Raw genomic sequence first — 26,247 nt, 5'->3', positions numbered from 1 at the left:
GCTGTAGAGTTGGTTTCACAAGCGTTTGTTTTTTCCACTAATTCCGTTTGTGTAGTACTTATTTCATTCATCTTGATTTCCTCCATTTAAAGCGCAATTCACCCGTGGCGTGAATCACGCATGTGTTGAAAGTTGGTTGTTTTGGTTAGAAGCCTTCCTTTAAAAGCTATGTGATATTGTTCCCCTCCCCGCCTGTAAAACGAGGAGGTGAATCAATTTTTACTTAAGCCGCTTTAACGACAGATCTTGCTAAAACCTGTTTTGCTTCTTCAATTAAGGTTTTATATTTCCTGTTTTCTTCATCTACTCTGAATGCATCGATAAGACGAATATGGATAGGACCTAAAAGATACAAAGCTTTTTCACCAGCATTCATACCCTCCCAATAGCTTGGTAAATCAAAACGTGTATCTTCATAATCAGTAGATTGGCTTTTTAACTTTTTCTCACATTCAATAAAGTAACGACGTGCTTGGCGTCCTTTCTCATTGCGTTCAACCATTGAGAGTTCTTTCGCCATGTTTAAGGTGAGATAATATTCTTTGCTAATAACATTTTTACGTTTCCCAATTTTGGGAAGCGTTAAGATATAGTCCTTTCCCTCTTCAAATTCATACTGGTTAATGCGGTTCGTAATCCAAGTAGCAAAACGTTTTCCTATTTCCAAAAATGTATGCAATTCACGTGCATTAACGGCTTGAACAATTTCCTGATCAATGATTTGTTCTGTAATTTTAATGAGAGTGTTCATTATGAACTCCTATGCAATTAGATGTTTTTCATTGACACTCAATAAAGAATGCCGGGTGCTGAAAAACACGGTGCATAGTCCGTCGTTACGCTTTCCCCATAAAGGGTATTGTATAGCGTAACCACACCCGACAAGGCCATTATATGCGTGTAACATAGAATGAGTCAAAGCCTTTAATGTGCGGAAAATAAACTGTTTCGGCAATTCATCCGCTATGCATTTTAAGTGTTTTTCAAGCACCTGATTCGAGGATATATATACTGATAGTATATTGTCAATTAAAAAACTGACGCCAATAAACAGTATCCATTTCATCAGTCAGTTCGTATTTCTTTTTTATCATGATAACCTCCTCTTAATGCATAGTTTGTCTTTTAAGCTCTTGAGACAAAAGCCCCATGCCTTTTGTGGTAATTTTTGCGCAAGGAATGACTTTTTCTATTCCACTAGCGGTTTGAAGTGTGATCGTTGGACAATCCATCAGTTGCTTTTGGATTTTGTCTTGATAAGGAAGCAAATTTCCACCTGCTGCACGCCGGTAAACCCAACCTTTTTTCTGTAAAAATTGAATGAATTGTTTTGGTTGCATCTCGAGTATTTTCGCGGCTTCTGTAAGACCAAAGAGCCCATTATGACGCTGTAAACTTTCAAGTGCCATGGCTTTTGGTGTTAAATCTTCAATAATGCTGTCTTTTTGATCTATTTGACCTTGTAGGTAATTCAAAAATCCAATCATAGCTTTTGGACTTGAATAGTCGATTTGTGATGTTACTGCTTGCTTTGCACGCCGTTCACATTCTATAAAATACTCTCTAGCTTCATGCCCTTTGTCATTACGCTCTATCATCGAAAGGTGCTTAGCCATATCTAATGTGAGGTAATATTCTATGCTTGGGCGCCCACCTTGGGGTTTTACTAAATTTTTAGTAAAACTTATAAAGTCTTGATTTTCTCGAAAATTACATTCTTTAATACGGGTAACAATCCAGTCATTAAAGCGGGCTTTCACTTCTAAAAAAGCATGCAGATCACGTGCATTTACTGTTTGAACAGTTTCATTTTTAATCGTGTTGTGCTGAATGGCAATAAGCTTTTCCATTACAAACCTCATTTTAGGGGGATTAAAGGGGGCGCTTTTAAATGCGCCCTTAAGAAATTTAAAGCACATCACTAAGACGCAAACGGTTCTGCTCTTCATAAGTACCGTAGACTTCATCTTCATATTTTTGCTGTGCTAAATCATCTAAAAGTCTATTGTAGGCATCACTTTCTCGTATAAAGTAATGAACCTCACTATCCTCATTGAGACGTTCGATATTGTCTTCTACATATGCTTCTGCGATCTCTTCAGAGATATCTTCACAACTCTTTTCAGAAGGATTTACGCGAAGGATTTGTATTGCATCATCTGCCTCATCAATAATTTCTTGAACTTGGCTTGCGTCAAGTGGTCCAGACTGAGCAATGTGTTCATCATCATAGACAACTAATAAAATTTCATCGGAATTAATAAGAATTGACTTTTCCATAATTTCCCCTCCCCAACGCCTCTTGGCAATTGTTTGTGTTAATTTATGGATACCAATGTAGCGATTTTAAAAACAAAGTTAATAAAAAATGTAGCGATTTTAAAAATGATAAATTAAAGACTTACTTGAAGAAAAGTATAAAAATATTAATTCATATTCTGGCTGGCTTAATCCAGTCGATAGGTGCACACCATTCTAATTCTACATCTACGATATCGGCATATTTTCCATTTATACTGGATAAAACCCATTTCCCTTTTTCTTTTCCGAGACGTAATACTTTGATATAAATTTTTCCACATTTAGTTTTTACGATAGCGCGGTTGTTAATAAGATCCTCTGGTGGCAGATGATAAGAATAAAAAAGAAGGCTTCCTTCTTCAATGGCTGGAAACATAGAATCACCTACCACCCGAACGGCGACAGTTCCTTTAGGAGCAGAAGGTGGGGCATCTACTTCTTCTAGACAACCAGAATCTATAGCGATTATTTCTCCGCCGGCTCCTACAGATCCAATCAAAGGAACTAAGTGATTAGTGGGAATAGAAGCGCCTGTAAGCTTTGATATTTCTAATAATTCTCGAGCAGAAATATCTCTTGTTCCCTTTAGCATTTTATTGACGGCAGCACGATCTATAGAGCGACCTAAAGAAGCTGTTAGCCGTCTTGAAAGCTCTGATTGGCTTAATCCAGCTTCAGATAAGGCATTTTGTAGCCATTGCGAAATACTTATTGTCATATCTTTATTGTAGGTACGTTGTATACAATCGTCATTTTCTAATTTAGAAACATATAATTTCATTATCAATTTTCCTTCTTGACATTGTTTTTATAATCGCTACATAATGGGCTATGAAACAATTTTATGAAATAATAAATCTGTTAGGTGGAGTTCGCAGGGTGTCTCAGTTGCTTGGAGTTCATAGAACACGTGTGTATGTCTGGCTCCGTCCTGTATCAAAAGGTGGAACTGGTGGGAGAATTCCGACAAAACATATCCCAATCCTTTTAAATGAAGCCAAAAGAATTGGAGCGCCGATTAAGGCAGAAGACTTTTTCTCGTTTTTTTATGGGGGGCAATCATATGAGACTATATCATCTCAAGCATCTGCTTTTACACCAGCCCCTCCAGATAATAACGAGCACCAGCAGCATTCACACTCTTAAGAAGAAAGATCATGAGATGATAGATGTCCCACAGATCACTATAAGTAAAGTTCAATTGATCGATCTTGTTAATAAGATTGGACGGGAAGACATATATTATGGTGTCCGTTCGCCTCAAGATACATGTTTTGAAACAAGAATAGATCCCTTATCAAATGGTTGTCTTGTCTATATACTGCATAGTATCTTTGCGCGTGATGATAAAAAATATTTTCCGTTATCGCCGTACGATGATTTTAATAAATGGTTTTTATCTGTGTTTACGCAAGCTTTTACAACTTGGTTTGATAATTATTTTTCTCAATAGTTGTCATCTTTTTATCGCTTAAATGAGCTGATCTTGTTTACAGCCTTAGTCAAAAGTAAGCTTGATATCTTAAGGGATGAACTCATCGAAAAAAGAAAAGAAGAAATCAAATTAATAAATGATGCGTGCAGTATGCGTCTGAATTGAGTTAACCTAATTTTTAAAACTTATAACTACGCGCTCTGTCATAGCACACATAAAAATACGTAGAGCCTTAAGGGGGGATAATGATCACTAACGCACAAACCATTCTCTGTCTTGATCTAGGGTCTAAGACAGGTTGGGCTATTTGTAGTGCAGATCATCACATCATCAGTAGTGTCATGAATTTCCACCCCCGATATTTTGAAGTCGGTGGAATGTATTATTTACGCTTTAAGAGATGTCTAGCAGAAATAAAGCAGACAGTAGGCAGCATTGACACGGTGTATTTTGAAGAAGTGAGGCGTCATAATGGTACTGATGCAGCGCATATTTACGGTGACTTGTTATCAATCTTAACGGCATGGTGTGAACATCATCAGATACCGTATGAAGGCATTCCTGTTGGCACAATTAAGAAAGCAACGACAGGAAAAGGGAATGCCTCAAAAGTAAAAATGATACAGGCAATGCATGCAAAAGGGCACGCGCCTGAAGATGATAATGAAGCAGATGCTTTAGCAATTTTATATTTAAAGAAAGAAGGGGGTGCGCATGTCTAATGGTATGCCATGGGTAAGATTTTATTTGTATGACTGGATAAGTGGTACAAATGGAATGACATCTGAACAACGGGGCGTTTATATAACCCTTCTCGTTTGCATGTATGAAAAAAAAGAACCACTTAAAACAGACTTTCAAACGCTTGCACGCATTTGTCATTGTTCGCAGAAAAAATTTGCAGCTATTGTCGAATATCTCATGAAGAATGATAAACTTATTGAGACAGATAGTGGGTTGTGGAATACGCGCGTTGAAGAAGAGCTAAAAGATTTTTCGGATAAAAAAGATCACATATCACAAGTTCGTAGTGAAGCTGGTAAAAAAGGTGCGCAAGCAAAAAACACGATAAAACAACATGTTAATAATTTTGCTGAAGCAAATGATAAGCAAAACGTTTTTTTGCTGAAGCAAACGTTAAGCAAAATCAAGCTATAAAGAACCAGAATAAGAATATATATAAAAAAACTAAAACTATCGTTTTAGCAAAAAAAGAAATTAATTCTGAAAATTTAGAAACAAACGATTTGGTTCAAGAGCCAACAGAGGTTGATACCCTCCAAAGCCAATCAGAACAAAACGCAACATCATCAGAAAACCAACCTCCCCTTCACGAGCAAGAAAACGTTCCGAAAAAAGCCAAGCAGGTTAACACTGATCGAGGTTGTCGATTGCCTGCGGATTTTAAACCCGATTACGATTTTGCACTCACAGAGGGCTTGCCTCCAGAGCGTATCAAAATCGAGATCGCAAAGTTTCGAGATTTTTGGAAAGCCAAAGCAGGCAAGGACGCACGCAAAACCGATTGGAAAGCAACATGGCGTAACTGGGTACGCAAGGCGATTGATGATTTAGAAAAAACAAAAAACACAAACAATAATGGTGGAAACAATGGAAACTTTTCAAAAGATCAAAAAACTCGTGGTGGTACCGGAGAGACAATCCGTAACCTTATCCGTGAAGCAGGATTTAGTGAATCCACTTCAAAACATTGCACAACAGATGGCGCAATACGTTACAAGGGAGTATCCGTGGACCTTGATCAGTGGCATGAAATTGACACCAGCACTAGAGAAACAAGCTTTTGCAACCTATCAGACAGTCCAAAACTTACTTACCTTGAAAGCGTCTGTTGAAGACATTGCAGAGGCTCTTGATGTGCTTGAAGGTGGTTTGACAATGCAAAAAGTTTCCAATGCACAAGCACGAGCAAAGGCTTATATCGCTGCTCTTAACGGCATTTCACTCTGGGCTTTGTTGCAGGCTGTTAAAAATCTTATACGTGGAGAAGCCAAAGGCATGTCAACAACCTTTGTTCCTTCATGTGCTGATCTTGTGCAGTATTGCCGTGATTTAGAAAACGGGCTTTTGGGAGTTTCTGAGAAAGTTTTTATAGCCATTGAAAATACTCGCAACAAGGCATTGGGTGGTAAACGTATTTCATTCACGAGGATAGGCAAGCCCGATGAAGAGCATGATAACAATTCAAAAGCGGCTTAAAGATTTTATGATAAAAAACACATCTGCAATATAAAACGCTCTGTATGATAAAATTTGAGACAAATAGACCAATTGGTAAAATTAGGATTAAAGCATGTTCATTTTTAAACATCTGTTCTTAACACAAAGTAAAAAGACCATGCAAAAAAAGTTTGTGGCAACGGCTGTTGGCTATGTTCCATGGGGAGATGGAGCAGCTGAGTATTTTTACAACCTCTACGAATATGAAGATGGCACAAGAGAATGTGAAAAGTTTGAGGGCGGACAGTATTATACCACACCAGAAAATGCCGACTTTAGCACCAAGGCGCAAGTGAAAGCGTGGATATACGGTAGTGCTATTCCTAAAAGCGTATTGAATTATGAAGCGTTGATAGATGAGCTTAATAGAGAGATTAAAAAACTATCAGAGACTACTTGACAATATGGCAACAATATGTCTATTGTTGAATCAGGTGCCTAAGAAACACCTTAAACCAATAGCGGATAGATTACCGAAATAATCTCTTCCTGCCGAAATTTAAAAACTTTGACTCACGATATGCTTTGTAGCATATAGTGTCTTGTCGGGTGTGGTTACGCTATACAATACCCTTTCGGGGAAAGTGTAACGACGGACTATTGGCCGTGTTTCTTAGCACCCGGCACTCTTTTTAGAGTGTCATTAAGAAACCTCTAACCAATAGGAATTCATCATGAACAATCTTATAGAAATTACGGAACAAATAATTGATCAGGAAACTGTTCAAACTGTTAACGCGCGTAACTTGCACGCATTTTTAGGAGTAGGTAAAAAGTTTGCAGATTGGATTACTGAACGCATTAACAAATATGATTTTGTCGAAAACAGAGATTATATAGTTTTTCCCAATTTTGGGAAAAACCTCCAAGGTGGTCGTCCCTCTAAAGATTATGCTCTCACTTTAAGTGTAGCCAAAGAACTTTCTATGGTAGAGAACAATAAGAAAGGTAGAGAAGCTCGTTTATACTTCATTGAATGTGAACGGCCTGCAAAGCAAGTAGCAGCACCACAAATAAATCTTGCCAATGCTTTGGAAAATCCTCTTACGATTAAGCAGCTTCTTTTAGAGAGTATCAATCAATTAGAAGATTTAAGAAATGAGGTGAGTACACTCAAACCAAAAGCACAAGCTTTGGAGGACTTAAAACGTTCGGATGGACTGTTCGGTCTTATTGAAGCAGCAAAGATGCTTGAAGTACGACCAAAGGATTTAAGCGATTACTTGCGCAAACACGATTGGGTCTATCGACGTGCTCCAGGGGCATCTTTATTACCCTATCAAGATAAAATCAAGAAAGGCTTTATGGATTGCCCTGCGATTACCATTCAAAGACCAGATGGGACAGAAAAGGTACTGCCTTCAACAAAAATCACCTCCAGAGGATTGGCATGTTTAAGAGAACAAATCCATGGAGGTGTACAATGAATACCAGTATAGATTTTTTATGTGATTTGTGGATGGCTTTGTATCAATTTTCTGATCGTGATGATATTGAAGACAAGGCTTTTAATACTCTTATTGAGACTATGGATGCGATAGAAAAAGCTTTGATTTTAAAACTTCAAAATGAAACCCCAAATGCACTCAAAATTTTGGCAATGATTACAAATTTTGGAACTTTAAGACCACCTCCGATTATAGAATCTTTGTTGAAAGCTTACGAACCCCATTTAGACAACCCCATTCAAAAGGTTGCTTAAGTTAAACATCACCTTCCCCACTTTAAGGTGGGGAAGATATTTCAAGCTGCGTTTTTGATTGTAATCACAACTTGCTTACCAAGAACAGTCAATGCCTGCTCTAGTGTTTGAAGTTTCGTTGGATAATTTAGATCAAGAATACGTCTTGCTTCTGTTTCTTTCTTCCCCAAACGATTGGCTAATTCTGTTTTTGTAATATTCGCTTCATGAAAAGCTTCTACCACTGCAAGTTTTAGAGCATTCCACGCATCCACAGTAACCTCTACAAGATCTTTATACTGCTGTGGTATAGGGAGAAGCAAACCACGCATTGGATAGCTACGTAATGCTAACCCTAACGCTTCAACAGCATTCTCTAATGCCTCTGCTCTATTTTTCCCAGCTGTTATTGCTTCTGGTACATCTGGAAAAGTTACAACAAAACCACCATCTGGATCAGATTCTAACTTTGCTTGATAAGTGTATTCCATATCTCTAAATCTCCTTGCTATTATGAAAGTGCTTCTGTGAAAGGTATAAAAACATTTAGAAAATTCATACTCCCAACTGTTTTTTGATTATTTTCACATAGAGTGGGGTTAATTCACCAGATTTTATAACGGTTGTCTTATCTCCAAAAGTTACCAAATAATGCGATCCCTTGCCTGCATCTGGAGCCTCACTGTAATGAATACCTCTTTTTCTGGCTTCTTTACGTAACTCTCTAAGCAGCGCTTCTCTTTTCATTCACCCTCTCCCACTTTGCAATAAAACTAATGTCGCACAAAAAGGTTCGATAGTCAACAATAAATCGTACAAAAAAGTTTGATACAGACTTTGCTAATTTAGATGATGCTTATTGAAAAACCGAAGGCAAAACGAAAAAGCTATACCATTTGTAAGACATGGCTTTTTGCTTAAATAATTTATCAAGCAACATTATAATCTAATACTTTAAAAAACTGTTATTAATTAACTGTAATAATTGAAAAAATAAACAAATTATGATAAGATTTTATGTGTATAAAATGCAAATCAAATGGAACTCACAAACATGTTGAATAAAGTGATTTTAATTGGCTATTTAGGAGCTGATCCAGAAAGCAAAACAATGTCATCTGGTAGTGAGGTGGTCAATTTTCGTGTTGCAACCTCTGAGAGCTATACAGATAAGGCAACCAATAAGAAAATCCAAAAAACAGAATGGCATTCCATTGTGATTTTCAATCCACATTTGGCAAAAACTGCGCTTCAATATTTACACAAAGGCTCAAAAGTTTACGTAGAAGGCAAATTACAAACCCGTAAATGGCAAGATAAAAACGGTATTGACCGCTTCACAACAGAGATTGTTTTATCACAATATAAAGGCGAATTGCACCTACTTGATGCAAAGAAAGAGCAATCTCCCCCCTCACCCGTGACTTCTCAAAATTATGCTATCGCCTCTGGTGCCTCCGATTATAGCGCATCTTTTAATGACAGCATGCCATTCTGATTGAAAAAATATGACAAAAAGAAAAAAAAGAGCAAAACGTGGTCGTCCACGAATTAAGGAATGTAACAGAGAACCAAATGGGCGTATCTCACGGACAAAAATGCCTCGTGATCCTATCGATAAATTGGCAATTGAAATGCGTGCCAAACGCTTCTGTTTGACCATAGAAGAGGCAAAAAATCCGCTTTCCGGTACTTATATCGGACGGCTTTACTTACAAGGAAATCTCAATCAAGATCAATACGACGCAGCACAAAAATATCTTGAAGTGAGAAATAATTACCTCTGTGCAAAAGGTTTGCCTAATGCAATTTATGATAATTTTACTCCTTCATCAAATGAAGAGGCACAACAACGGTGGATTGAAAGAGCAACTCATTGTTATGAAGAAATGAAAGGGGTTATCAAAGAAGCGCAATGTTTTTACCATCAATATAATCTTCATGCCGCATTACAATATCTTGTTATCGAAGATCAATCACTATCATATCTTGTTAGTTCGCTGTATGTTGCTCTTAATGCGCTTCATAAACATTTTACTCAAAACCAATAAGTTTCAAGCGGCATTTTGGATACTAATAGTAACCTCTTTTCCAAGAGTAATAAGAGTGGATTCTAAAGAATCTAATTTTGTTGCGTGGTTTAAATCCAACAATCGGTCAATTTGTATTGGATTGAGTTTTAAAAGACGCGTAAGATCAGCTTTGCGTAAATTCTTTTCAACCATAGCGTTATGTATTGCAATTTTTAAAGTAACCAATGAAGATACTTCAACAAAAGGATAGGCAGCATCACGAGCGCCAAAAGGGACAACTTCTCGGTCTTGGAAACGCCCCATAATAACTGTTAAAACGGCATTTTTAGCGTGTTCCAGAGCCTCTTTTTCGTTGTTACCATAGGTAATAAATTCTTGAAAGTCTTTAGAAACAACAAGAAGAGTATCATTGTCATCTTTGATAAATTTAAGTGCATATTTCATTTAAATCTCCATATTCAGACTTACTTTAGGTCAAGATCTTTAAGAATCTTTTGAACTAATCCTGTTCCTAATTCTTTCCGCGTACCATGCATAGGTAAAACAGATTTTTTAGAACCACGTTTTACAAGCAAATGGCCACCTTTCCCTGAGGTAAAGCTGCAACCATGTTTTGTAAGATATCTTTTTAATTCTTGACTGTTCATAAATATAATATAACATCTATAATGTTTAAATACAACATAAATGTTGTTGTTTGTATAAAATTAAAGATTGGCTTTTAAAATACTAAGTTTTGATCAAAAAATATAAAAAATACAAAATATAGATTTTTTCTATTGACAATACGTGAAAAATCGTATTTAGTAGCAACACGGCACTGGTCGTATTGTGTCTAAAATTCAAAAATATCCCCTAAAATTTGATAAAATATTAAGCTCTAAGAATGGTTTAACATGCTGTTTTTATTGATAAAACGGGATAATCTATTGTGCAAATATCAAAAGCCATTAATTGACCAATAATGTCATTAATTAACTTCCTTAAAAGGAGTCAAGATGAAAGCAATCATCACTAAACCAATGTGTGTTGTTGGCGACAACAAAAGCACTGTTCGTTTTGAAACATCAACTTTAAATAATCCATTTGTAGAAGTTTCCAATCAAGTCTACGCACGCCTCAAACGCGCCAATGCTGCAAAACCTTTTGTTGACGTCAAGACAACAGCAAAACCTGACAAGGCAGTTGAACAAATTAAACAGATAGAACAAGAAGCCGCACAAACATCATCTGAAACAGAAACCGAGGAAATTCCACTCGAACAGCCAAAAGCATCAAAAGCTTCCAAGTCACCTACCTCCAAAAAGGCTTAGAAGTTGAAGTTAATCATCCATCAAAAGTGGTATCTTCAACAGGTAAAAGATACCTTTACCAATCTTCAAGCACCACGCCTTAATTGGGCTTTACGGAATGCTGTTAACACCGCAGCAAAGCAAGTCGAGCGCTTTACTGAGAAGCAAGTTGCTGACAGCTCATCAGCCCAATCAAAGCGCGTTAAAAAAGGCGTTTATATTAAAGGAAAGGCTACAGCTAAGTTTCTCGAGACAGATATCATTGGTTCTGGAACTCCGTTGCCTCTTAAATTTTTTAAAGCAAAAGAGACAAAACGCGGTGTGACTTACACAATGTTTGGAAAGCAAGAAATCTTACCTCATGGTTTTATTAAAGGGGGACGTTTTCCAAAGCGTGTCGATTTAAAAATGGGGGGGAATATGTTTCAAAGAGCCGACGGAGACCAATTCCCCATTGCAAAACAAGAAGGACCATCAATTGCTAAAGTTATGTCCAAGCCAGAGATTACAAATGCTATTATCAAAGAAGCCAATGAAAGATTAACCAAAAACATACAGATCCAACTCAAACGTCAAGAATACGCTGCCAATAAAAGAGGCTAGACCATGTTCTTAAGCTATACTTATATGCTACACACTAGAATTTTCTCTCTTGACAAGATTCACGGAAAACATATATCGTTTATTTAGGTGCCTAGAAAACACCTTAAATACACAGCGGATAGGTTACCGAAACAATCTCTTCTCCGCACATTAAAGGCTTTGACTCATTGTATGCTACACGCATATAATAATGTTGTCGGGTGTAGTTACGCTATACAATACCCTTTCGGGGAAAGCGTAACGACGGACTGTGTACCGTGTTTTCTAGCACCCGGCATTCTTCTAGAGTGTCAATAGAAAACCTCTAACTACACAGGAGTTCATAATGAACACTCTCATTAAAATATCAGAAAGAATTATTGATCAGGAAACTGTTCAAACCGTAAATGCTCGTGAATTACATACGTTTTTGGCAATAGGAAAACGTTTTGCTACTTGGATTACGAACCGCATTAACCAGTATGAATTTGAAGAGGGAAAGGACTATATCTTAACGCTTCCCAAAATTGGGAAACGTAAAAATGTTATTAGCAAAGAATATTATCTCACCTTAAACATGGCGAAAGAACTCTCAATGGTTGAACGCAATGAGAAAGGTAGGCAGGCTCGTCGTTACTTTATTGAGTGTGAAAAGAAATTAAGAAGCCAATCTGTTGATTATGAAGATACACGTTTTGATTTGCCAAGTTATTGGGAGGGTATGAATGCTGGTGAAAAAGCTTTGTATCTTTTAGGTCCTATCCATATTCGTCTTGTTGACGCTTTTAGAGTAGATGAAGAGAACAGAAAATATAAAGCTCTTATTAAAGAAGCAAAACAGGTTTTAGAAAGATCCGTTGTAAAAGCTGCTTAATTTTAAAAGTATGATTCATCTCCCCGCTTTCAAAGTGGGGAGGACTTTAGTTGAAAAAAATTACTAATTATGCTTTGTTATTTCCATAAAAAAACCAATAAAATCAATGTAAAAGGTACTTTCAACGGGTTGGCTTCGTTGCGGGGCAGGCCAGCGCGAACTATCGCTAGCGACAGAATTTTCAAATTGACTGTACATTGGACACATAACATATTGATAAATAATGAAATTAATGTTTACTCATATATAAACTATACAATCTATAATTATTTTAAAAAATGTGAAGTCACCGCTTGATAATATGGCAACAATGTGTCTATTGTCGAATCAGGTGCCTAAGAAACACCTTTAAACAACAAGCGGGTTAGTTGCCGAGATAACTAATCTTCCGCGATTTAAAAGCTTTGACTCATTGTGTGCAGCAAGCATATAATGATATCGTCGGGTGTGGTTATGCTATACAATACTCTTTTGGGAAAGGCATAACGACGGGCTTGTTGCCGTGTTTCTTAGCACCCGGCACTCTTTTTAGAGTGTCATTAAGAAACATCTATCAACAAGGAGTTCATATGAACACTCTTATAGAAATTAAAGAACAAGCAATTGGACAAGAGATTGTTCAAACCGTTGACGCACGAGAATTGCATACATTCTTAGAAGCAAAACGTGACTTTTCAAATTGGATTAAAGATCGTATTAACAAATACAGCTTTATAGAAAATAAGGATTATATAGTTTTCGCCAATTTTGGCGAAAACCTCCAAGGTGGTCGTCCCTCTCAAGGTGGTCGTCCCTCTAAAGATTATGCTCTCACCTTAAGTGTAGCTAAAGAGCTTTCCATGGTCGAGAATAATAAGAAAGGTAGAGAGGCTCGTTTATATTTCATTGAATGTGAAAAACGTGCAAAGCAAGTAGCAACACCACAAATCGATTACTCAACTCCTCAAGTATTACTTGGTGTTTTGAATCACTTACAAAGTCAAATAGAGCAGAAAGATCATGTGATTGCTGAATTAGCTCCAAAAGCAGAGGCTCTGGATGGCTTAAAACGTTCGGATGGACTGTTCGGTCTTATTGAAGCTGTAAAGATGTTAGAGGTACGACCAAAAGATTTAAGCGATTATTTGCGAAAACATGATTGGGTCTATCGATGTGCTCCAGGGGTACCTCTGTTGCCCTATCAAGATAAAATCAAGAAAGGCTTTATGGATTGCCCTGCGATTACTATTCAAAGACCCGATGGTACAGAAAAGGTACTGCCTTCAACAAAAATCACCTCCAAAGGATTGGCATGTTTGAGAGAACAAATACATGGAGGTGTACAATGAAGATCGATACTAACTTTTTATGCGATTTATGGATAGCATTGTCTCAATTTTCTAATGATGAAAATGTGAGTGACAAAGATTGTAGTGCTCTGGTTCAAACTATGAATGCGGTAGAAAAAGCTTTAATTTTAAAACTTCAAAATGACGTGCCTAATATTACAAAGATTTTGGCAATCCTTACAGATTTTGGTTCTTCAGAGTTACCGCATAGCATGGATTCTTTGTTGCGTGCTTACGAACCCAATTTAGACAATCCCATTAAAAAGGTTGCTTAAGGTAAAATATGTCCTTCCCCACTTCAAAGGTGGGGAGGTGGTTAAAGATCAAGTTGTGAATGAGAGCCAAGACGCACCAAAAGCAATCGGTCTTGATCAACCAAGCGATAAATTAACACTAGATCGGGTCGAATATGACAATCTCGGTAATTGCTCCAATTTCCAGTCAGTGCATGATCACGATACCGAAATTCTAAAGGTTGATCATTCGCTAATGCTGCAACGACTGTGCGTAAATCAGTATCTAAAAGATGCCGATGTTGCCCTTTCATCTCACGCTTGAAATCCCGTTTAAAAATGGTGGTACGTTCAATCGTCCGCATAGAGATCATCAAATAATTCGTCTACGGAATGAAACTTTTTTAAATTGCCTTCATCAAATTCAGCAAAAGCCGCTATGGTTTCTGCATTGGGTTGAAATAAGAAAGAAGGAATAGCTTTATCTTGTGCAATACGTGTCATCAACACTCTCACGACATCACTTACTGACAAACCAGAGGCTTGAATAACTTGACTAGCAACATTTTGAATCTCTTCCGGTACACGTGCTTGAACCATACGACTGGTAGCCATGATAATTTCTCCTCTCTTAATTGTATTTCAATGTAATACAATTGAAGTTCAATTTCAACTGTAAAGAACTTTTTAGAATGGAGAGATAGTTTGACTTAACAACCGCTTGCTTTTTTTAACACTTCACTCATACGTGTGCGCCAATCTTTTCCTTGTTTTTTAAAAGAGGCAATAACGTTTGGGTCAAGACGTAGAGTAACCGCTTGTTTAGGAGATTCAACAGGTGGGCGCCCACGTTTACGGCGTTCTTCTGTTACATACTTAAAGAAAGAGGAGGGTAAAACATCTTTTGCTGGCTTTAGGCGTGCAAGTTCTTCATCTGTTAGTGGTGGAGAATCCACGGCGTCCCAATCTTCTTTTGTATAGCCACAATCTCTTTCAAAGGTTTTGTTGATAGTCATTGAAAACCTCTCTTTCTTTTTTATTAGCTTGACGGAAACTGATAATGGATATCGCTTCAGTGCCAAGCTTCGCAAAAACAACAACTGTCGTACCATTAGCAAAACGTCCAATAGCCTTCATGCGGTTTGAATGAGTTGCATCAATAAGAGCATGTTCCCAATCAAAGTAAATAACATCAGCAAAATCAAGCTTATGTTTTATAATGTTTAAAGCTCTTTTTGGTTCATCCCACACGATCTTCATATATTTTATGTACACGAAAAATATAATCGTGTCAATAATTAAAGTGTACAATAATTCGTATATACACTTCAAAATGGAGCGGCTGTTCAATGAATAAAAAATCTCGAAAAGGTTTATCGCTTCGTGCCTTTGCCAAAAAGATGTGTGTTTCCCCGAATGCGGTGGTTTCGCGTTTTAAAACTGGAAAATTTGACACAGCTCTTTTTGAAGATGGTTCTGTTAATGAAGCGCTTGCAACAGCCATATGGAATGAGAATCCAACAAAGCGCCCTGCTCCATTTTTAGCACCGGATGGTCAAGCACGCACAAAGATCAAACAAGTCTCATCAGAGGGTGCTAATGAATACAAAATTAAACTGGAGCGAATGCAAGTTGCTCTTGAAAGCGAAAAGATTGCTCTTGAACGCTTACGCGAAACAACCGTTGACCGTGAAGAAGTAAAGAGAGCAGCGCGTGAGTTTGGAAGAGCACACCGTGACGCCATGTTGAATTTTCCTCATCGATTTGGTGCAAGCATTGCCGCACAAGTTGGATGTGACGCTGCAAGCCTAATAGGGGCTATCGATTATTACATACGAAAGGCTTTGCTTGAAGCTGTTCATATTCCAGTTCCTTATCATGATCCTCAACCTCCAGAATGAGAGAGTTTTGGGGCCAGCAAAGAATGAATAATGGATGAGAATGCTGTTACAGAATTTTTCTCCCATGCCAATGATGCAAGACAACCGGACCCACCCTACACGGTTTCTCAATGGGCGGATAAAAATAGATACCTTAGCACCGTAGCAAGTGCTGAACCTGGATTGTGGAGAACAAAACGCACCCCCTATTTGCGCGAAATCATGGATAATCTTTCCTCTCACAAACCGATTGAAACAACTATTGTCATGAAAGGCGCGCAAGTTGGCATGTCAGAGGCAGGACTGAATTTCTGCGGTTATGCTATTCATTATAGTCCAGGACCTGCCCTTTATGTGATGCCCACCGTTGAGACAGCTAAAAAGCTTTCAAAGACGCGGCTTGATCCCATGATTATGGCGAGTCCCGTTTTAAGTGAACGCATAGCCCCTGCTCGAGCGCGTGACAGCGGTAATACGATGTTTTCGAAAGAGTTTGATGGTGGGGCGCTGATGCTTACAGGAGCCAATAGTGCAGCTGGTTTGCGTTCTATGCCTATTCGTTATCTGATTTTGGATGAGGTTGATGGTTATCCTCTCAGTGTCGATAACGAAGGGGATCCAGTGATGATTGCGGAAAAGCGCACATCAACCTTTGTACAACGAAAGATCTTTAAATTGTCCACACCCACCCACCGTGACACAAGCCGTATTGCCAAGGATTTTGTGCTAGGAGATCAGCGATATTATAATGTCCCTTGTGATGCATGTGGTGTGCTCCAGCCGATTGTTTGGTCACAAATCAAATGGCCAAAAGGGGCTCCGGAAAAAGCTGTTTTTGTCTGTGCCCATTGTGGTCATGAACATGCTGAGCACCGAAAAACAGATCTCATGTGTGAAGAAAGAGGTGCATGATGGGTCCCAACCAGTGAGTCTAGCAGACCCAATTTGCGCTCTTATCATATTTCGGCACTCTATTCCCCTTGGCTTACTTGGGGTGAATGTGCAAGAGAGTTTTTAAATGCCAAGGATGATCCAGCGCTTCTACAGCCTTTTGTGAATACTGTTCTTGGAGAGCCATGGGAGGATAGAACCGGTGAAGTTGTTGATCCAGACAGCCTTTATGCAAAACGCGAAGAATATCCTTTAGCACCAGAACAAGCTGTCGTGTTGACAGCAGGAATTGACGTGCAAAATGACCGTTTAGAGCTTGAAGTGGTAGGATGGGGACGCAGCGAAGAAAGCTGGCATATTGATTATCAAGTTATTCCTGGTGATCCCTCTTCTTTTGAAGTGTGGGACCAATTGGATGAATATCTTGCAAAACGTTGGCCGCATCCAGGCTATAAAGAGGGTATTAAGATAACGGCGGCTTGTATTGATACCGGCGGTGGACACACACAGGCTGTTTATAATTATGTGCGCCCCCGTGAAGGACGGCGCATTTGGGGCATTAAGGGACAGGCTGGCTGGCGTGCGGTATGGCCACGCCGCCCAAGCAGAAACAACAAAGGACAGATTAACCTCTATATTGTTTGGGGTTGATGCGGCGAAAGATATCATTACAGCGCGCTTTAAAAAATCGGGTCTCGAAGCAACGGGGGCTGGTGCAACACACTTTCACAAAAACCTTGATCGAGAATATTTTGATCAGCTGACCGCTGAAAGAAAAGTGATCAAATTTTTTAAAGGCTTCAAGCGTATTGAATGGCAAAAAAGTGAAAAGGCAAGGAATGAAGCCTTGGACTGTAGGGTCTATGCTTATGCGGCTTTACAAGGTCTGATTTCGGCAGGAATAAACCTTAATCGAGAAGTCGATATCTTAGAAGAACGTTTGGAAAAACTTAAAGTTGAAGGCTCTGTAGAGCAACCAACATCAGAACATGTGCCCTCTCCTTCTCCAAGAAGATCTCAGACAGCACAGCCTCAAAAGAAGCCATTCAGAACAATGATAAATCCTTATATGCGAGGGAATTGGAGGTAATTTGTGAGTGAAACTTTAGAACCAATGAACAGCAAATTTTCGAGACTGGAAAGTTTAAAAAGGCGGCGTGAGCAAATTGAAGAGGCTCTTTATTCGGGTGCGCAATCAGTGCGTCACGGCGATAAGCAAGTCAGCAATCGCTCTGTTGAGGAACTGCGCAAAGCCCTTGAGATGCTGAACACACAAATAGCAGACCTTGAAGGGCGTAAACGTTCACGCGTGTTCTATTTTAACATATCACGAGGCTATTAATGGCTGGTTTGTTCAATAAAATTACGGGCTTTTTTAAAATTTCTCGTCAACACAATCCCCATTTTGAAGCGGCAAGCAAAAGCCGCCGTATGAGTGGTTTTGACCCCGTAAAAAAACATATCAATAAAGCCATTCAGGAATGCGGTGATCCATTGTTGCCCGTTCAAGATGGCTTTATGACAATGAAGCTCTTTATGGTTCTGCAACGGAGGAATGGGTCTCTGCGGCTGTCAGTGATGGGATTAAGCCTTATCCTCGTATTGAAGGCTTTCAAGAAGAAAAGAAAAAACTTTTAGACTTATGGTGGCAATGGGTTGATGAAGCCGATTATGATGAAGATGCCAGCTTTTATGGGCTCCAAGCAACTATTGCACGAGAGGTCTTTTTAACCGGAGAATGCTTTGTAAGACTACACTATGTCGACCTTTATGGACGCTCTGGTGTGCCTCTTCAGTTACAAGTTTATCCCACTGAAATGCTGGACCTTTCCTATAATGGACCTGCTGAGATTGAAGGCAATTACATTCGTATGGGAATTGAATTCGATGCCAGTGGTAAGCGCGTTGCTTATCATTTCTGGAAACATCACCCCTATGATGATTGCCCTTCCAATATAGCATTTAAGAGCCAAGAACGCATACGTGTCCCTGCTGAAATGGTCATTCATATCAAAGAGCGCCGTATTGCTGGACAATTGCGCGGTTCTCCCAAAATAACGCGCTGTATGACAAAAATCTTTCAACTCGAATCCTATGATGATGCAGAACTTGAACGAAAAAAAACAGCGGCTCTTTTTGCAGTGTTTATTACAGGGAAGGAATCTCATGAGGCAGAGTTAGAGGAGAATCGTGAAAAAACGAAAATTGAACAGAGGGTGGAAAAGAAGATTGAAGAGGTCCCCGAAGAGCATCCAATTTACCCTGGCTCGGTTAACGTGGTCGATGGCGAAAAACAAATTACATTCTCAAATCCTGTTGAGGTTGGAGGTTCTTATGAAGCTTTTCAATTTCGCAATATTTCAAGAATTTGTTCTGCTCTCAACATGCCTTATGCCGTTGTGACAGGAGATGTTACGCGGGGGAATTTTTCCAATGTGCGAACCTCCATCATTCAATTTAGACGCCATGTTAAACAATGGCGTGAACATATCATTGCCTTTCAGTTTAATCGTATTGTTTGGGAACGCTTTGTCGAAATGGCAGAGCTTGCTGGACGCGTAAATTTACCAGGATGGGAAGAAAATTCCTTGCCATGGCTTCAATGTGAAAGCTTTGCACCACCCCTTGAAATGATTGATCCCATCAAGGATATCGCGGCAGAAAAAGAAGAAATTCGTGCTGGCTTGAAAACACGACGTATGGCGTTGGCTGAACGGGGCTTTGATATTGATAACATTCATACCGAACTCGAAGAAGAACGCACAGATGCGCGCACGCGGGGTTTATCCTTTGATACCGATTATGCGCTAGCGCCCTCTGCTAGCAATCAACTGATTGATGATGAAGATTCAGATCCTTCTGAAACTTATGAAAGTAACCAAGACAGTAAGGCGCATGCAAATGGCGAATAATCTTGATATGCCGTTTTTGGCATCCCGGCTTTTTGGTGTTCCTCTCATGCTTGCCTCCACAAAGCTTGATATTATTCTCAATGCTCTTGCCCCACGGCTTTTTGCAGGAGAAAAGTTTGCCGTGAGAGCATTGTTAGAAAAAGATGGTGCTCCTTTAAGACCACGAGAAACTTACGTGGTGCAAAACAATATTGCCATCATACCGGTTCACGGCACACTTGTACGCCGTGGTGCATGGCTTGGAGCTTTATCAGGTCTAACCTCTTATGAAGGTTTGGGAGCTTCTTTTCGTGAAGCGATTGGGCAACCTGATGTTCGCGCCATATTGCTTGATATTGATAGTAGCGGTGGAGAAGCTGGTGGTGTGTTTGATCTTGTGGAAGAGTTTCAAGCACTCTCAAAAAAATATAACAAACCCATTTGGGCACATGCCAATGAGGTTGCCTGCTCAGCCGCTTATGCCATTGCTTGTTCTGCTTCTCAAATCTGGATTGCCCGTACAGGGGTTGTAGGCTCCATTGGGGTTGTTTGTGCCCATCTTGATCAGTCCCGTGCAGATGAAAAACATGGGCTTAAATGGACCTTTATCTTTGAAGGTGATCACAAAGTTCATGGAAATTCTCACGAACCCTTGAGCGATACAGCACAGATAAAAATACAAGCAGATTGCGCCCTGCTCTACGAGATGTTTGTGGATTTGGTTGCGCAAAACAGACCTCTGAATGCAGCTGTAATCCGCGACACAAAAGCAGAAACTTTTATAGGCAACCAAGCCATCACGCTTGGATTAGCAGACGCGCAAGGGACTCTTGCGCAAACTTTGGAAGCCTTAACGGATTCCATTCACTCACCCCCAACAGCAACAAAAGAAGGAACAAACACATGGCACGCACACACTATCGCGCCGAAGAAGACGATGAAAAGATTGTCGACGTCATTAATGAGGACGAAGAAGACACACTCGACATTGACGAAGATGGCGAAGACTTCGACGATGAAGAGGCAGATAAAGACAAAGACAACAAAGATAAGCAAGAAACCATAAAAGCTGCTCTTGAAAAGGAAAGAAGACGCGCACAGGCACTGACAAACCTTGAAAAGCAAGCAAAGCGTTTAGGTGTCTCCTTTGATGCCGCAAAAGCAATTCAAAGCGGCATGAATGTTGAGAAAGCTAAAAATGTTGTTCTAGCGGACGCTGTCTCGAAAAGTTCCTCTTTAAAACTCTCGACCACAGCACCCCACAGTGATGGGACGAACAAGACAAAAATTTATGCAAAATGGGAAGCAGCTTGGAGGGCAATAAAATGAATAATCAAGTTTTCTATGAAGATGTTCGCAATGGCGCTTATCTTGGACGCTATGACACGGATATGTCCAATGAAGAAGTGGTTTTTGCATCAGGGGCATTTGTTGAAGCCGGCACTATTATGGGAAAAGTAACGGCAACAGGAAAATATGTTCCCCTTAATCCAGCACTATCAGATGGCAGTCAAACGCCGGCAGAGATTTCTTATGCCACTGTTGATGCAACAGAAGCAGAGCAACGCGCGGTTATTACAGCGCGCTTGAGTACCGTGAAAGCTTCTGAACTACTCTGGCCAGATGTCATCACCGATGAACAGAAAAGTGCTGCCATTCAGTCCTTAGAAGATAACAACAAAATACTGTTGCGATAGGAGAATGCGCACATGGATATGAACTTTTTTAAACACGATGCTTTCTCTGCTGTTACCATGATGAAAGCGATTGAAAACTATGAGTTTCAACCTGGTCTGATTAGTTCTCTTAATCTTTTTGAAGAAGTGGAAACAAGCACCACAGTGGTTGGCATTGAAAGACGTGACAATACATTGTCCTTGATTAAAACCAGTGAACGTGGTGCCCCTTTGGTTGAAGGAGATAGAGAGGGGCGTAATCTAAGGTTTTTCAAAACAACACGAATTGCTAAAAGTGATACGGTGAAATCTGAAGAAATCCAGAACCGACGTGAATTTGACACAGAAGATCAGTTAGAAACAGCAATGAAATATATTGCCAGAAAACAAAAGAAACTGATTTCTGAAATCGAATTGACATGGGAAAATATGCAACTTGGCGCTGTCCAAGGTGTTGTGCTGGATGCCGATGGCTCTGTTATTGTTGATTGGTACAAGGAATGGGAAATTACACCCCCAAAGCCGATTGATTTTAAACTCAATGTTGAGACAACAAATGTTGCCGACCATGTTGATCAAGTCATTATGAGAATGATTGAGGCTTCAAAGAGAGAATTTTCTGATCGTTCACGGATTATTGGGCTTTGTGGAAATGAATTCTTTTCCAAGTTGAAAAACCATAAAACAATTCGTGAGACCTATCTCAACACAGCTCTTGCACAAACACTCAATAGCGCTGGAGGTGTTGCAACACCAAGTGCCATTGGTTCTGGAAGCTTTGGCAGTTTTGATTTTGCAGGTGTCACTTTCATTAATTACCGAAGTGTTCATAACTATAATGTGAGTGCAAAAGCTGGGACAAAACGCGCCATAGGGATTAAGCCTGATGAATGCCAATTCTTTCCTGCCAATGCGCCTGGCGTATTCCAAAAAACCTTTGCACCGGGAGAAAGCTTGGATTTTGCCAACACGGTTGGAAGACCTCTCTACGCCATGTTGATTGTCGATAACGACCGTAATGCATGGGTAAAACCGGAGGTCTACAGCTATCCGCTTTACATCTGCACACGCCCTGAAATGCTCTTTAAAGCGGTTAGTGGAGGCAAATAACATGCGATGGCACGGGTTGCTTCATAAAATGATTCAAGATGTACGCAATACCTTTGGGCAACCCGTCATCTACACGCGAAAAGACAATCAACAATCGTTTCGGATTACAGCGATTTACGGCATAAAACATTCAGAATCAGATGCTGGTGGGAGAATTCCCACAACAGTACCTCGAAAAGAACTTGATGTCTGTATCCATGATATCGGCGGCTTACCACCAAAGCCTCAAGATAGTGTTGTCATTATTTCTCCTGAAGATACTTCTCAAGAGCAGTTCGTGATCACAGAGGTACAAGCCTCTGAATCCGGTATGTATAAGCTTATCTTACGGGAGATAAAGTAAGGGACGTTTATATAGTATGTACTTTAAAAATCAATAAATTTGTCCAAGAGTTCGGATTACTGCTGTAAACCTTGGACTTGAAAAGGCATCGAATTGGTAATTCAATGGTACGCCGGTACGACGACTGATTTGGAATCCTTGGTATGTTATAGCTACTGATGCAATACGTGTCCAAGTAGTCCTTTCATTTTTTTCAGAGCTTTCAAATACAATGGCTTGATCTGTTACCAAAAGACGTCCAAAAAGTGTGGTCTTTTTACTAATATTAAAGGAAACGCGTTCTTGAATTCCCAACAATTTTTCATTGCGTGCTAAACGATACTCATATTCACTTGCATCAAGTTCTTGAAACATTTCACATGCTTCAGAAAAATTAGATACTTCAATATCTGGCAGCAACATTGCAACTTGTTCTTCAAAAAGCTTTATTCTTTTATTTTCAAAATGGACAGCGATCCCTAAAAGTAAAACAATAATAATGCCCACTAATAACCATGGTGAAATATTTATTACTACTACAATGCCTCCAATCAATAGAGCACAAAGGAGAAAAATCTTGATCCCCTTTTCCAACCGTTCGTTTTTGAGTGCTGAAGACGTTGTATTAGCCACTGAGGAATTAAAAGAAGAATGCGCGTGAGAGGACGACACCGAAACCTGTTCTGAAACTTTCTCTTCAGAAAGTTTTTTACGTTTATCTTGCCAGTAAGAAAAAATGGACAATGCAATAAATGCCAAGAAGATTAAGCAAAACCAACCCCAAAAGCCTAATCCATCATTTTCATCTGATTTTTTATCTTGAGTAGAAATGATTTTCTTATCAGTATTCTCAACTGGTGCTTGAATTATTCTTTCATCTTGAGTAGCAACATCTATTGACGAAGTCGAAGAGGAGGAAATAATTTCATTATTATGTGCAACTTGATCTGGTTCAACTTTGTGGAAAAAAAATGCACCTAATATTGCAGAGCCAAGAAATAATAAAACTCCAATACCAAGAGTTTTCAATCCGCTTTTTCGGTGTTTTTTCATACACACTAAAACGAGCCCGACAATTATTACTGGTAAAGACAACAACCATACAATCATTGCAATTGTATCAAGTATGTCGAGCATTATTTCCCCCTTCCGCTATAAATAAAAGCGAGTAAATTTAATGTGAGTCGGCAAATAAAATAAAGACGCGTTTATCATATTTTAAAAATATAATATTATCACTTGACATTATGATAGTAGTATGAATAATCGAATCAGGTGCCTGAAAAACACCTTAAACACATAGCGGATTGGTTGCCGAAATAATCGATCTTCTACACATTAAAGATTTTGACTCGTTATATGCTACAGCATATAGTGGTCTCGTCGGGTGTGGTTATGCTATACAATACCCTTTATGGGAAAGGCATAACGACGGGCTATGTGCCGTGTTTTTCAGCACCCGGCACTCTTTTAGGGTGTCAATGAAAAACGTCTAAGCACATAGGAGCCAAACCATGGCACAGTATTTAATAGACATACATCAAACTACAATTGATAATGATATCGTTCAAACCGTTAACGCACGTGAATTGCATGCATTTTTAGAAATAAAGTCCGAATTTAGAAATTGGATTAAAAATCGTATTAAAGAATGTAACTTTCAAGAAAATATAGACTTTATAACCGCGGTAAATTTTTACCGGGGTGGAAAAATGAAAGAATACTATCTCACATTAGACATGGCTAAGCACCTTTCGATGATAGAGCGTAATGACAAAGGGCATGAAGCACGTCAATACTTTATCGAATGTGAAAGGCTTTTGAAAAAAGTAGCAACACCACAAATAGATTACTCAACTCCTCAAGCATTACTGGGCGTCTTGAATCACCTACAAAGTCAAATTGAGCAAAAAGATCATGTGATTGCAGAATTGACTCCGAAAGCAAAAGCTTTGGAGGGCTTAAAACGCTCTGATGGTTTGTTTGGTCTTATTGAAGCTGCAAAAATGTTGGAGGTACGACCTAAGGATTTGACCGATTACTTACGTAAACATGATTGGGTGTATCGACGTGCTCCAGGGGCGCCTTTGTTGCCTTATCAAGACAAAATCAAGAAAGGCTTTATGGATTGCCCTGCGATTACCATTCAAAGACGCGATGAGACAGAAAAGGTCCTCCCTTCAACAAAAATCACCTCCAGAGGTTTGGCATGTTTAAGAGAGCAAATCCATGGAGGTGTACAATGAAGATCGATACTAACTTTTTATGCGATTTATGGATAGCATTGTTTCAGTTTTCTAATGATGAAAATATTAACGAAAAAGAGTGTACAGCTCTGGTTGACATCATGAGTCTGGTAGAAAAGGTTTTAGTTTTAAAACTCCAAAATGACGTTCGCAATATTGTTAAGATTCTAGCAGTTCTAACAGATTTTGGTTCTTCAGAACTACCACATCGCATGGATTCTTTGTTGCGTGCTTACGAGCCCAATTTTGAGAACCCCATTAGAAAGGTTGCTTAAATAAAAACACTCCTCTTCCCCATCTTTTAAAATGGGGAGGTGGTTAAGATACTTCTTTTAAAGCCGTTTGTTCCTTACAATTCTTTTGGATAGGCGTTAAACTCATTTGTAAATCCAAGGCACTTAAAACGCTAAGAAACGTAGAAAGACGTGGATCACCTTTATCACTTAAAGAACGATAAAGAGACTCTCTTGATAGCCCTGTATTTTGAGCAATTTTACTCATTCCTTGGTTTTTCGCTATGATGCCAAGAGCATGGGCAAGATACTTACTATCTTTGCTTTCAAGAGCATCTTCTAAAAGAATTCTTTGTGTCTCAGGTGTCTTGAAATATTCACTTGTGTCAAATTTAGTAATTTCCATGTTTCATTTCCTTTACTAATTGAAGAGCTTTTTCGATATCCCTCTGTTGTGTAGATTTATCACCCGCATTTAATAATAAAATTATTTGTTTACCTTGTTTTACAAAATAGATTCTATAGCCAGGGCCATGATGTATTTTTAATTCTCCAATTCCACGGAAAAATTTTACATTCCCAAGAAATCCCGTTTCTATTCTTGCAATCCGTTTAACAATATGTGCTTGCGCAATCTCATCTTTTAAAGAATCTAGCCATTTTATAAAATGCTCTGTTTTGTACACTGTAAACATTTGTAACTTATAAGATACAATTACTACAATGTCAAATACATTCTTTTGTTCCCGTGAAACAAACGTATTTTAACTCATTCTATCTCAACATTCATTCAAGCCTTTAAAACCAACTTTTCTCTCCTGCTTTTTAAAAATGGAAAGAAATTATTTTTAGATTTTCACTCAGCCTCACCTTGTGTGGGGCTTTTTTAATGGAGAACTTTATGCGAAAAATATCACAAGAAGGGCTTGCTCTTATCAAACAATGGGAAGGCTTGCGCCTCAATGCTTATAAAGACGCCATCGGGGTATGGACAATCG

At 39.0% G+C, this 26,247-nt stretch carries 39 protein-coding genes and 4 pseudogenes; 28 read left to right on the top strand and 15 right to left on the bottom strand.

What is annotated here, in order from left to right:
* Positions 1–223: 223 nt before the first annotated feature.
* The 4 genes from ABD917_RS07510 to ABD917_RS07495 all read right to left on the bottom strand — a co-directional run bounded on the left by ABD917_RS07510 (position 224) and on the right by ABD917_RS07495 (position 3,082).
* Positions 224–751 carry an antA/AntB antirepressor family protein gene (locus ABD917_RS07510; protein ID WP_345119478.1) on the bottom strand — a complete coding sequence of 176 codons (528 nt, stop codon included), beginning with the start codon at positions 749–751 and terminating at the stop codon, positions 224–226.
* Positions 752–1,106: 355 nt separating this feature from the next.
* Complete coding sequence (locus ABD917_RS07505; protein WP_345119477.1) at positions 1,107–1,850, bottom strand: antA/AntB antirepressor family protein; 744 nt, start codon at positions 1,848–1,850, stop codon at positions 1,107–1,109.
* A 58-nt stretch (positions 1,851–1,908) separates the two neighbouring features.
* On the bottom strand, positions 1,909–2,280 hold the full coding sequence (locus ABD917_RS07500) for a hypothetical protein (RefSeq protein ID WP_345119476.1): 372 nt from the start codon (positions 2,278–2,280) through the stop codon (positions 1,909–1,911).
* A gap of 151 nt (positions 2,281–2,431) precedes the next feature.
* The gene (locus ABD917_RS07495) at positions 2,432–3,082 is read right to left on the bottom strand and encodes a LexA family transcriptional regulator (RefSeq protein ID WP_345119475.1); all 651 of its coding nucleotides are present in this window, start codon (positions 3,080–3,082) and stop codon (positions 2,432–2,434) included.
* Between the two features lie 98 nt (positions 3,083–3,180).
* On the opposite strand from ABD917_RS07495, the gene ABD917_RS07490 reads away from it, so the two are divergent.
* The 8 genes and pseudogenes from ABD917_RS07490 to ABD917_RS07455 all read left to right on the top strand — a co-directional run bounded on the left by ABD917_RS07490 (position 3,181) and on the right by ABD917_RS07455 (position 7,679).
* On the top strand, positions 3,181–3,447 hold the full coding sequence (locus ABD917_RS07490) for a hypothetical protein (protein ID WP_345119474.1): 267 nt from the start codon (positions 3,181–3,183) through the stop codon (positions 3,445–3,447).
* A 16-nt stretch (positions 3,448–3,463) separates the two neighbouring features.
* Positions 3,464–3,754 carry a hypothetical protein gene (locus ABD917_RS07485; RefSeq protein ID WP_345119473.1) on the top strand — a complete coding sequence of 97 codons (291 nt, stop codon included), beginning with the start codon at positions 3,464–3,466 and terminating at the stop codon, positions 3,752–3,754.
* A gap of 227 nt (positions 3,755–3,981) precedes the next feature.
* Complete coding sequence (locus tag ABD917_RS07480) at positions 3,982–4,458, top strand: hypothetical protein (RefSeq protein ID WP_345119472.1); 477 nt, start codon at positions 3,982–3,984, stop codon at positions 4,456–4,458.
* A pseudogene (locus ABD917_RS07475) lies at positions 4,451–5,592 on the top strand (DUF1376 domain-containing protein). The gene ABD917_RS07480 and the pseudogene ABD917_RS07475 overlap by 8 nt, the downstream one beginning before the upstream one ends.
* Complete coding sequence (locus ABD917_RS07470) at positions 5,576–5,956, top strand: hypothetical protein (protein WP_345119471.1); 381 nt, start codon at positions 5,576–5,578, stop codon at positions 5,954–5,956. The pseudogene ABD917_RS07475 and the gene ABD917_RS07470 overlap by 17 nt, the downstream one beginning before the upstream one ends.
* 94 nt (positions 5,957–6,050) lie before the next feature.
* Entirely contained in the window at positions 6,051–6,377 is a 327-nt protein-coding gene (locus ABD917_RS07465; protein ID WP_345119470.1) for a hypothetical protein, read from the top strand.
* A gap of 274 nt (positions 6,378–6,651) precedes the next feature.
* Positions 6,652–7,404 (top strand): antA/AntB antirepressor family protein, encoded by a 753-nt coding sequence (locus ABD917_RS07460; RefSeq protein ID WP_345119469.1) that lies wholly within the window; start codon positions 6,652–6,654, stop codon positions 7,402–7,404.
* Complete coding sequence (locus ABD917_RS07455) at positions 7,401–7,679, top strand: hypothetical protein (protein ID WP_345119468.1); 279 nt, start codon at positions 7,401–7,403, stop codon at positions 7,677–7,679. The genes ABD917_RS07460 and ABD917_RS07455 overlap by 4 nt, the downstream gene beginning before the upstream one ends.
* Positions 7,680–7,720: 41 nt before the next feature.
* On the opposite strand, the gene ABD917_RS07450 is transcribed toward ABD917_RS07455, so the two are convergent.
* Positions 7,721–8,149 (bottom strand): type II toxin-antitoxin system HicB family antitoxin, encoded by a 429-nt coding sequence (locus ABD917_RS07450; protein ID WP_345119467.1) that lies wholly within the window; start codon positions 8,147–8,149, stop codon positions 7,721–7,723.
* A gap of 64 nt (positions 8,150–8,213) precedes the next feature.
* Entirely contained in the window at positions 8,214–8,405 is a 192-nt protein-coding gene (locus tag ABD917_RS07445; RefSeq protein ID WP_004859817.1) for a hypothetical protein, read from the bottom strand.
* 307 nt (positions 8,406–8,712) lie between these two features.
* On the opposite strand from ABD917_RS07445, the gene ssb reads away from it, so the two are divergent.
* The gene (gene ssb, locus ABD917_RS07440) at positions 8,713–9,156 is read left to right on the top strand and encodes a single-stranded DNA-binding protein (RefSeq protein WP_345119466.1); all 444 of its coding nucleotides are present in this window, start codon (positions 8,713–8,715) and stop codon (positions 9,154–9,156) included.
* Between the two features lie 10 nt (positions 9,157–9,166).
* A complete protein-coding gene (locus ABD917_RS07435; protein WP_345119465.1) occupies positions 9,167–9,709 on the top strand; it encodes a hypothetical protein in 543 nt (180 codons plus the stop codon).
* A gap of 3 nt (positions 9,710–9,712) precedes the next feature.
* On the opposite strand, the gene ABD917_RS07430 is transcribed toward ABD917_RS07435, so the two are convergent.
* The gene (locus ABD917_RS07430; RefSeq protein WP_345119464.1) at positions 9,713–10,135 is read right to left on the bottom strand and encodes a type II toxin-antitoxin system HicB family antitoxin; all 423 of its coding nucleotides are present in this window, start codon (positions 10,133–10,135) and stop codon (positions 9,713–9,715) included.
* Positions 10,136–10,155: 20 nt separating this feature from the next.
* A complete protein-coding gene (locus ABD917_RS07425) occupies positions 10,156–10,338 on the bottom strand; it encodes a type II toxin-antitoxin system HicA family toxin (RefSeq protein WP_019220217.1) in 183 nt (60 codons plus the stop codon).
* A gap of 351 nt (positions 10,339–10,689) precedes the next feature.
* On the opposite strand from ABD917_RS07425, the gene ABD917_RS07420 reads away from it, so the two are divergent.
* The 5 genes from ABD917_RS07420 (at position 10,690) to ABD917_RS07400 (ending at position 14,042) form a co-directional block, all read left to right on the top strand.
* The gene (locus ABD917_RS07420) at positions 10,690–11,004 is read left to right on the top strand and encodes a hypothetical protein (RefSeq protein ID WP_345119463.1); all 315 of its coding nucleotides are present in this window, start codon (positions 10,690–10,692) and stop codon (positions 11,002–11,004) included.
* Between the two features lie 3 nt (positions 11,005–11,007).
* On the top strand, positions 11,008–11,586 hold the full coding sequence (locus tag ABD917_RS07415; RefSeq protein ID WP_345119462.1) for a hypothetical protein: 579 nt from the start codon (positions 11,008–11,010) through the stop codon (positions 11,584–11,586).
* A gap of 325 nt (positions 11,587–11,911) precedes the next feature.
* Positions 11,912–12,439, top strand: coding sequence for an antA/AntB antirepressor family protein (locus ABD917_RS07410; RefSeq protein ID WP_345119461.1), 528 nt, complete (start codon positions 11,912–11,914; stop codon positions 12,437–12,439).
* Positions 12,440–13,008: 569 nt separating this feature from the next.
* Entirely contained in the window at positions 13,009–13,767 is a 759-nt protein-coding gene (locus tag ABD917_RS07405) for an antA/AntB antirepressor family protein (protein WP_345119460.1), read from the top strand.
* Positions 13,764–14,042, top strand: a complete 279-nt coding sequence (locus ABD917_RS07400; RefSeq protein ID WP_345119458.1) for a hypothetical protein — start codon at positions 13,764–13,766, stop codon at positions 14,040–14,042. Before ABD917_RS07405 ends, ABD917_RS07400 begins: the two co-directional genes overlap by 4 nt.
* Before the next feature lie 41 nt (positions 14,043–14,083).
* Here the strand turns inward: ABD917_RS07400 and ABD917_RS07395 are convergent, their stop codons facing one another.
* The 4 genes from ABD917_RS07395 to ABD917_RS07380 all read right to left on the bottom strand — a co-directional run bounded on the left by ABD917_RS07395 (position 14,084) and on the right by ABD917_RS07380 (position 15,260).
* Positions 14,084–14,365, bottom strand: coding sequence for a type II toxin-antitoxin system YafQ family toxin (locus ABD917_RS07395; RefSeq protein WP_345119480.1), 282 nt, complete (start codon positions 14,363–14,365; stop codon positions 14,084–14,086).
* Entirely contained in the window at positions 14,352–14,615 is a 264-nt protein-coding gene (locus tag ABD917_RS07390; RefSeq protein WP_019222085.1) for a type II toxin-antitoxin system RelB/DinJ family antitoxin, read from the bottom strand. Before ABD917_RS07390 ends, ABD917_RS07395 begins: the two co-directional genes overlap by 14 nt.
* Positions 14,616–14,710: 95 nt before the next feature.
* On the bottom strand, positions 14,711–15,016 hold the full coding sequence (locus tag ABD917_RS07385; RefSeq protein WP_345119457.1) for a BrnA antitoxin family protein: 306 nt from the start codon (positions 15,014–15,016) through the stop codon (positions 14,711–14,713).
* Positions 14,994–15,260, bottom strand: a complete 267-nt coding sequence (locus ABD917_RS07380) for a BrnT family toxin (RefSeq protein ID WP_345119456.1) — start codon at positions 15,258–15,260, stop codon at positions 14,994–14,996. The genes ABD917_RS07385 and ABD917_RS07380 overlap by 23 nt, the downstream gene beginning before the upstream one ends.
* An 89-nt stretch (positions 15,261–15,349) precedes the next feature.
* On the opposite strand from ABD917_RS07380, the gene ABD917_RS07375 reads away from it, so the two are divergent.
* From ABD917_RS07375 to ABD917_RS07330, 10 genes and pseudogenes are all read left to right on the top strand, one after another.
* Positions 15,350–15,901: a hypothetical protein gene (locus ABD917_RS07375; RefSeq protein WP_345119455.1), complete on the top strand. Its 552-nt coding sequence runs from the start codon at positions 15,350–15,352 to the stop codon at positions 15,899–15,901.
* Positions 15,902–15,931: 30 nt separating this feature from the next.
* Positions 15,932–16,792, top strand: coding sequence for a phage terminase large subunit family protein (locus tag ABD917_RS07370; RefSeq protein ID WP_345119454.1), 861 nt, complete (start codon positions 15,932–15,934; stop codon positions 16,790–16,792).
* A 33-nt stretch (positions 16,793–16,825) separates the two neighbouring features.
* Positions 16,826–17,861 (top strand): annotated as a pseudogene (locus ABD917_RS07365) (terminase gpA endonuclease subunit).
* Positions 17,862–17,864: 3 nt separating this feature from the next.
* Positions 17,865–18,113 carry a phage head-tail joining protein gene (locus ABD917_RS07360; RefSeq protein ID WP_345119453.1) on the top strand — a complete coding sequence of 83 codons (249 nt, stop codon included), beginning with the start codon at positions 17,865–17,867 and terminating at the stop codon, positions 18,111–18,113.
* A pseudogene (locus ABD917_RS07355) lies at positions 18,113–19,683 on the top strand (phage portal protein). Before ABD917_RS07360 ends, ABD917_RS07355 begins: the two are co-directional and overlap by 1 nt.
* Positions 19,673–20,728: a S49 family peptidase gene (locus ABD917_RS07350; RefSeq protein ID WP_345119452.1), complete on the top strand. Its 1,056-nt coding sequence runs from the start codon at positions 19,673–19,675 to the stop codon at positions 20,726–20,728. The pseudogene ABD917_RS07355 and the gene ABD917_RS07350 overlap by 11 nt, the downstream one beginning before the upstream one ends.
* A complete protein-coding gene (locus ABD917_RS07345) occupies positions 20,620–20,991 on the top strand; it encodes a hypothetical protein (RefSeq protein ID WP_345119479.1) in 372 nt (123 codons plus the stop codon). Before ABD917_RS07350 ends, ABD917_RS07345 begins: the two co-directional genes overlap by 109 nt.
* Positions 20,988–21,359, top strand: coding sequence for a head decoration protein (locus tag ABD917_RS07340; protein WP_345119451.1), 372 nt, complete (start codon positions 20,988–20,990; stop codon positions 21,357–21,359). Before ABD917_RS07345 ends, ABD917_RS07340 begins: the two co-directional genes overlap by 4 nt.
* 12 nt (positions 21,360–21,371) lie before the next feature.
* Positions 21,372–22,448 (top strand): major capsid protein, encoded by a 1,077-nt coding sequence (locus ABD917_RS07335; protein WP_345119450.1) that lies wholly within the window; start codon positions 21,372–21,374, stop codon positions 22,446–22,448.
* A gap of 1 nt (position 22,449) precedes the next feature.
* On the top strand, positions 22,450–22,791 hold the full coding sequence (locus ABD917_RS07330) for a head-tail joining protein (RefSeq protein WP_345119449.1): 342 nt from the start codon (positions 22,450–22,452) through the stop codon (positions 22,789–22,791).
* Between the two features lie 30 nt (positions 22,792–22,821).
* Here ABD917_RS07330 and ABD917_RS07325 read toward each other — a convergent pair whose 3' ends face one another.
* A complete protein-coding gene (locus tag ABD917_RS07325; RefSeq protein ID WP_345119448.1) occupies positions 22,822–23,880 on the bottom strand; it encodes a hypothetical protein in 1,059 nt (352 codons plus the stop codon).
* A gap of 404 nt (positions 23,881–24,284) precedes the next feature.
* On the opposite strand from ABD917_RS07325, the gene ABD917_RS07320 reads away from it, so the two are divergent.
* Complete coding sequence (locus tag ABD917_RS07320; RefSeq protein ID WP_345119447.1) at positions 24,285–25,016, top strand: antA/AntB antirepressor family protein; 732 nt, start codon at positions 24,285–24,287, stop codon at positions 25,014–25,016.
* A complete protein-coding gene (locus ABD917_RS07315) occupies positions 25,013–25,291 on the top strand; it encodes a hypothetical protein (RefSeq protein WP_345119446.1) in 279 nt (92 codons plus the stop codon). Before ABD917_RS07320 ends, ABD917_RS07315 begins: the two co-directional genes overlap by 4 nt.
* Positions 25,292–25,334: 43 nt before the next feature.
* On the opposite strand, the gene ABD917_RS07310 is transcribed toward ABD917_RS07315, so the two are convergent.
* The gene (locus ABD917_RS07310) at positions 25,335–25,655 is read right to left on the bottom strand and encodes an addiction module antidote protein (protein WP_345119445.1); all 321 of its coding nucleotides are present in this window, start codon (positions 25,653–25,655) and stop codon (positions 25,335–25,337) included.
* Complete coding sequence (locus tag ABD917_RS07305; RefSeq protein WP_345119444.1) at positions 25,642–25,944, bottom strand: type II toxin-antitoxin system RelE/ParE family toxin; 303 nt, start codon at positions 25,942–25,944, stop codon at positions 25,642–25,644. Before ABD917_RS07305 ends, ABD917_RS07310 begins: the two co-directional genes overlap by 14 nt.
* A 206-nt stretch (positions 25,945–26,150) precedes the next feature.
* Between ABD917_RS07305 and ABD917_RS07300 the strand changes: the two are divergent.
* Positions 26,151–26,247, top strand: a pseudogene (locus ABD917_RS07300) (lysozyme); the annotation flags it as partial.

Origin of the sequence: Bartonella pachyuromydis (assembly GCF_039543065.1) — a bacterium.
Classification (GTDB): Bacteria; Pseudomonadota; Alphaproteobacteria; order Rhizobiales; family Rhizobiaceae; genus Bartonella; species Bartonella pachyuromydis.
Note: the sequence above shows the minus strand (reverse complement) of the source record. Positions and strands in the feature narration are given on the sequence as shown.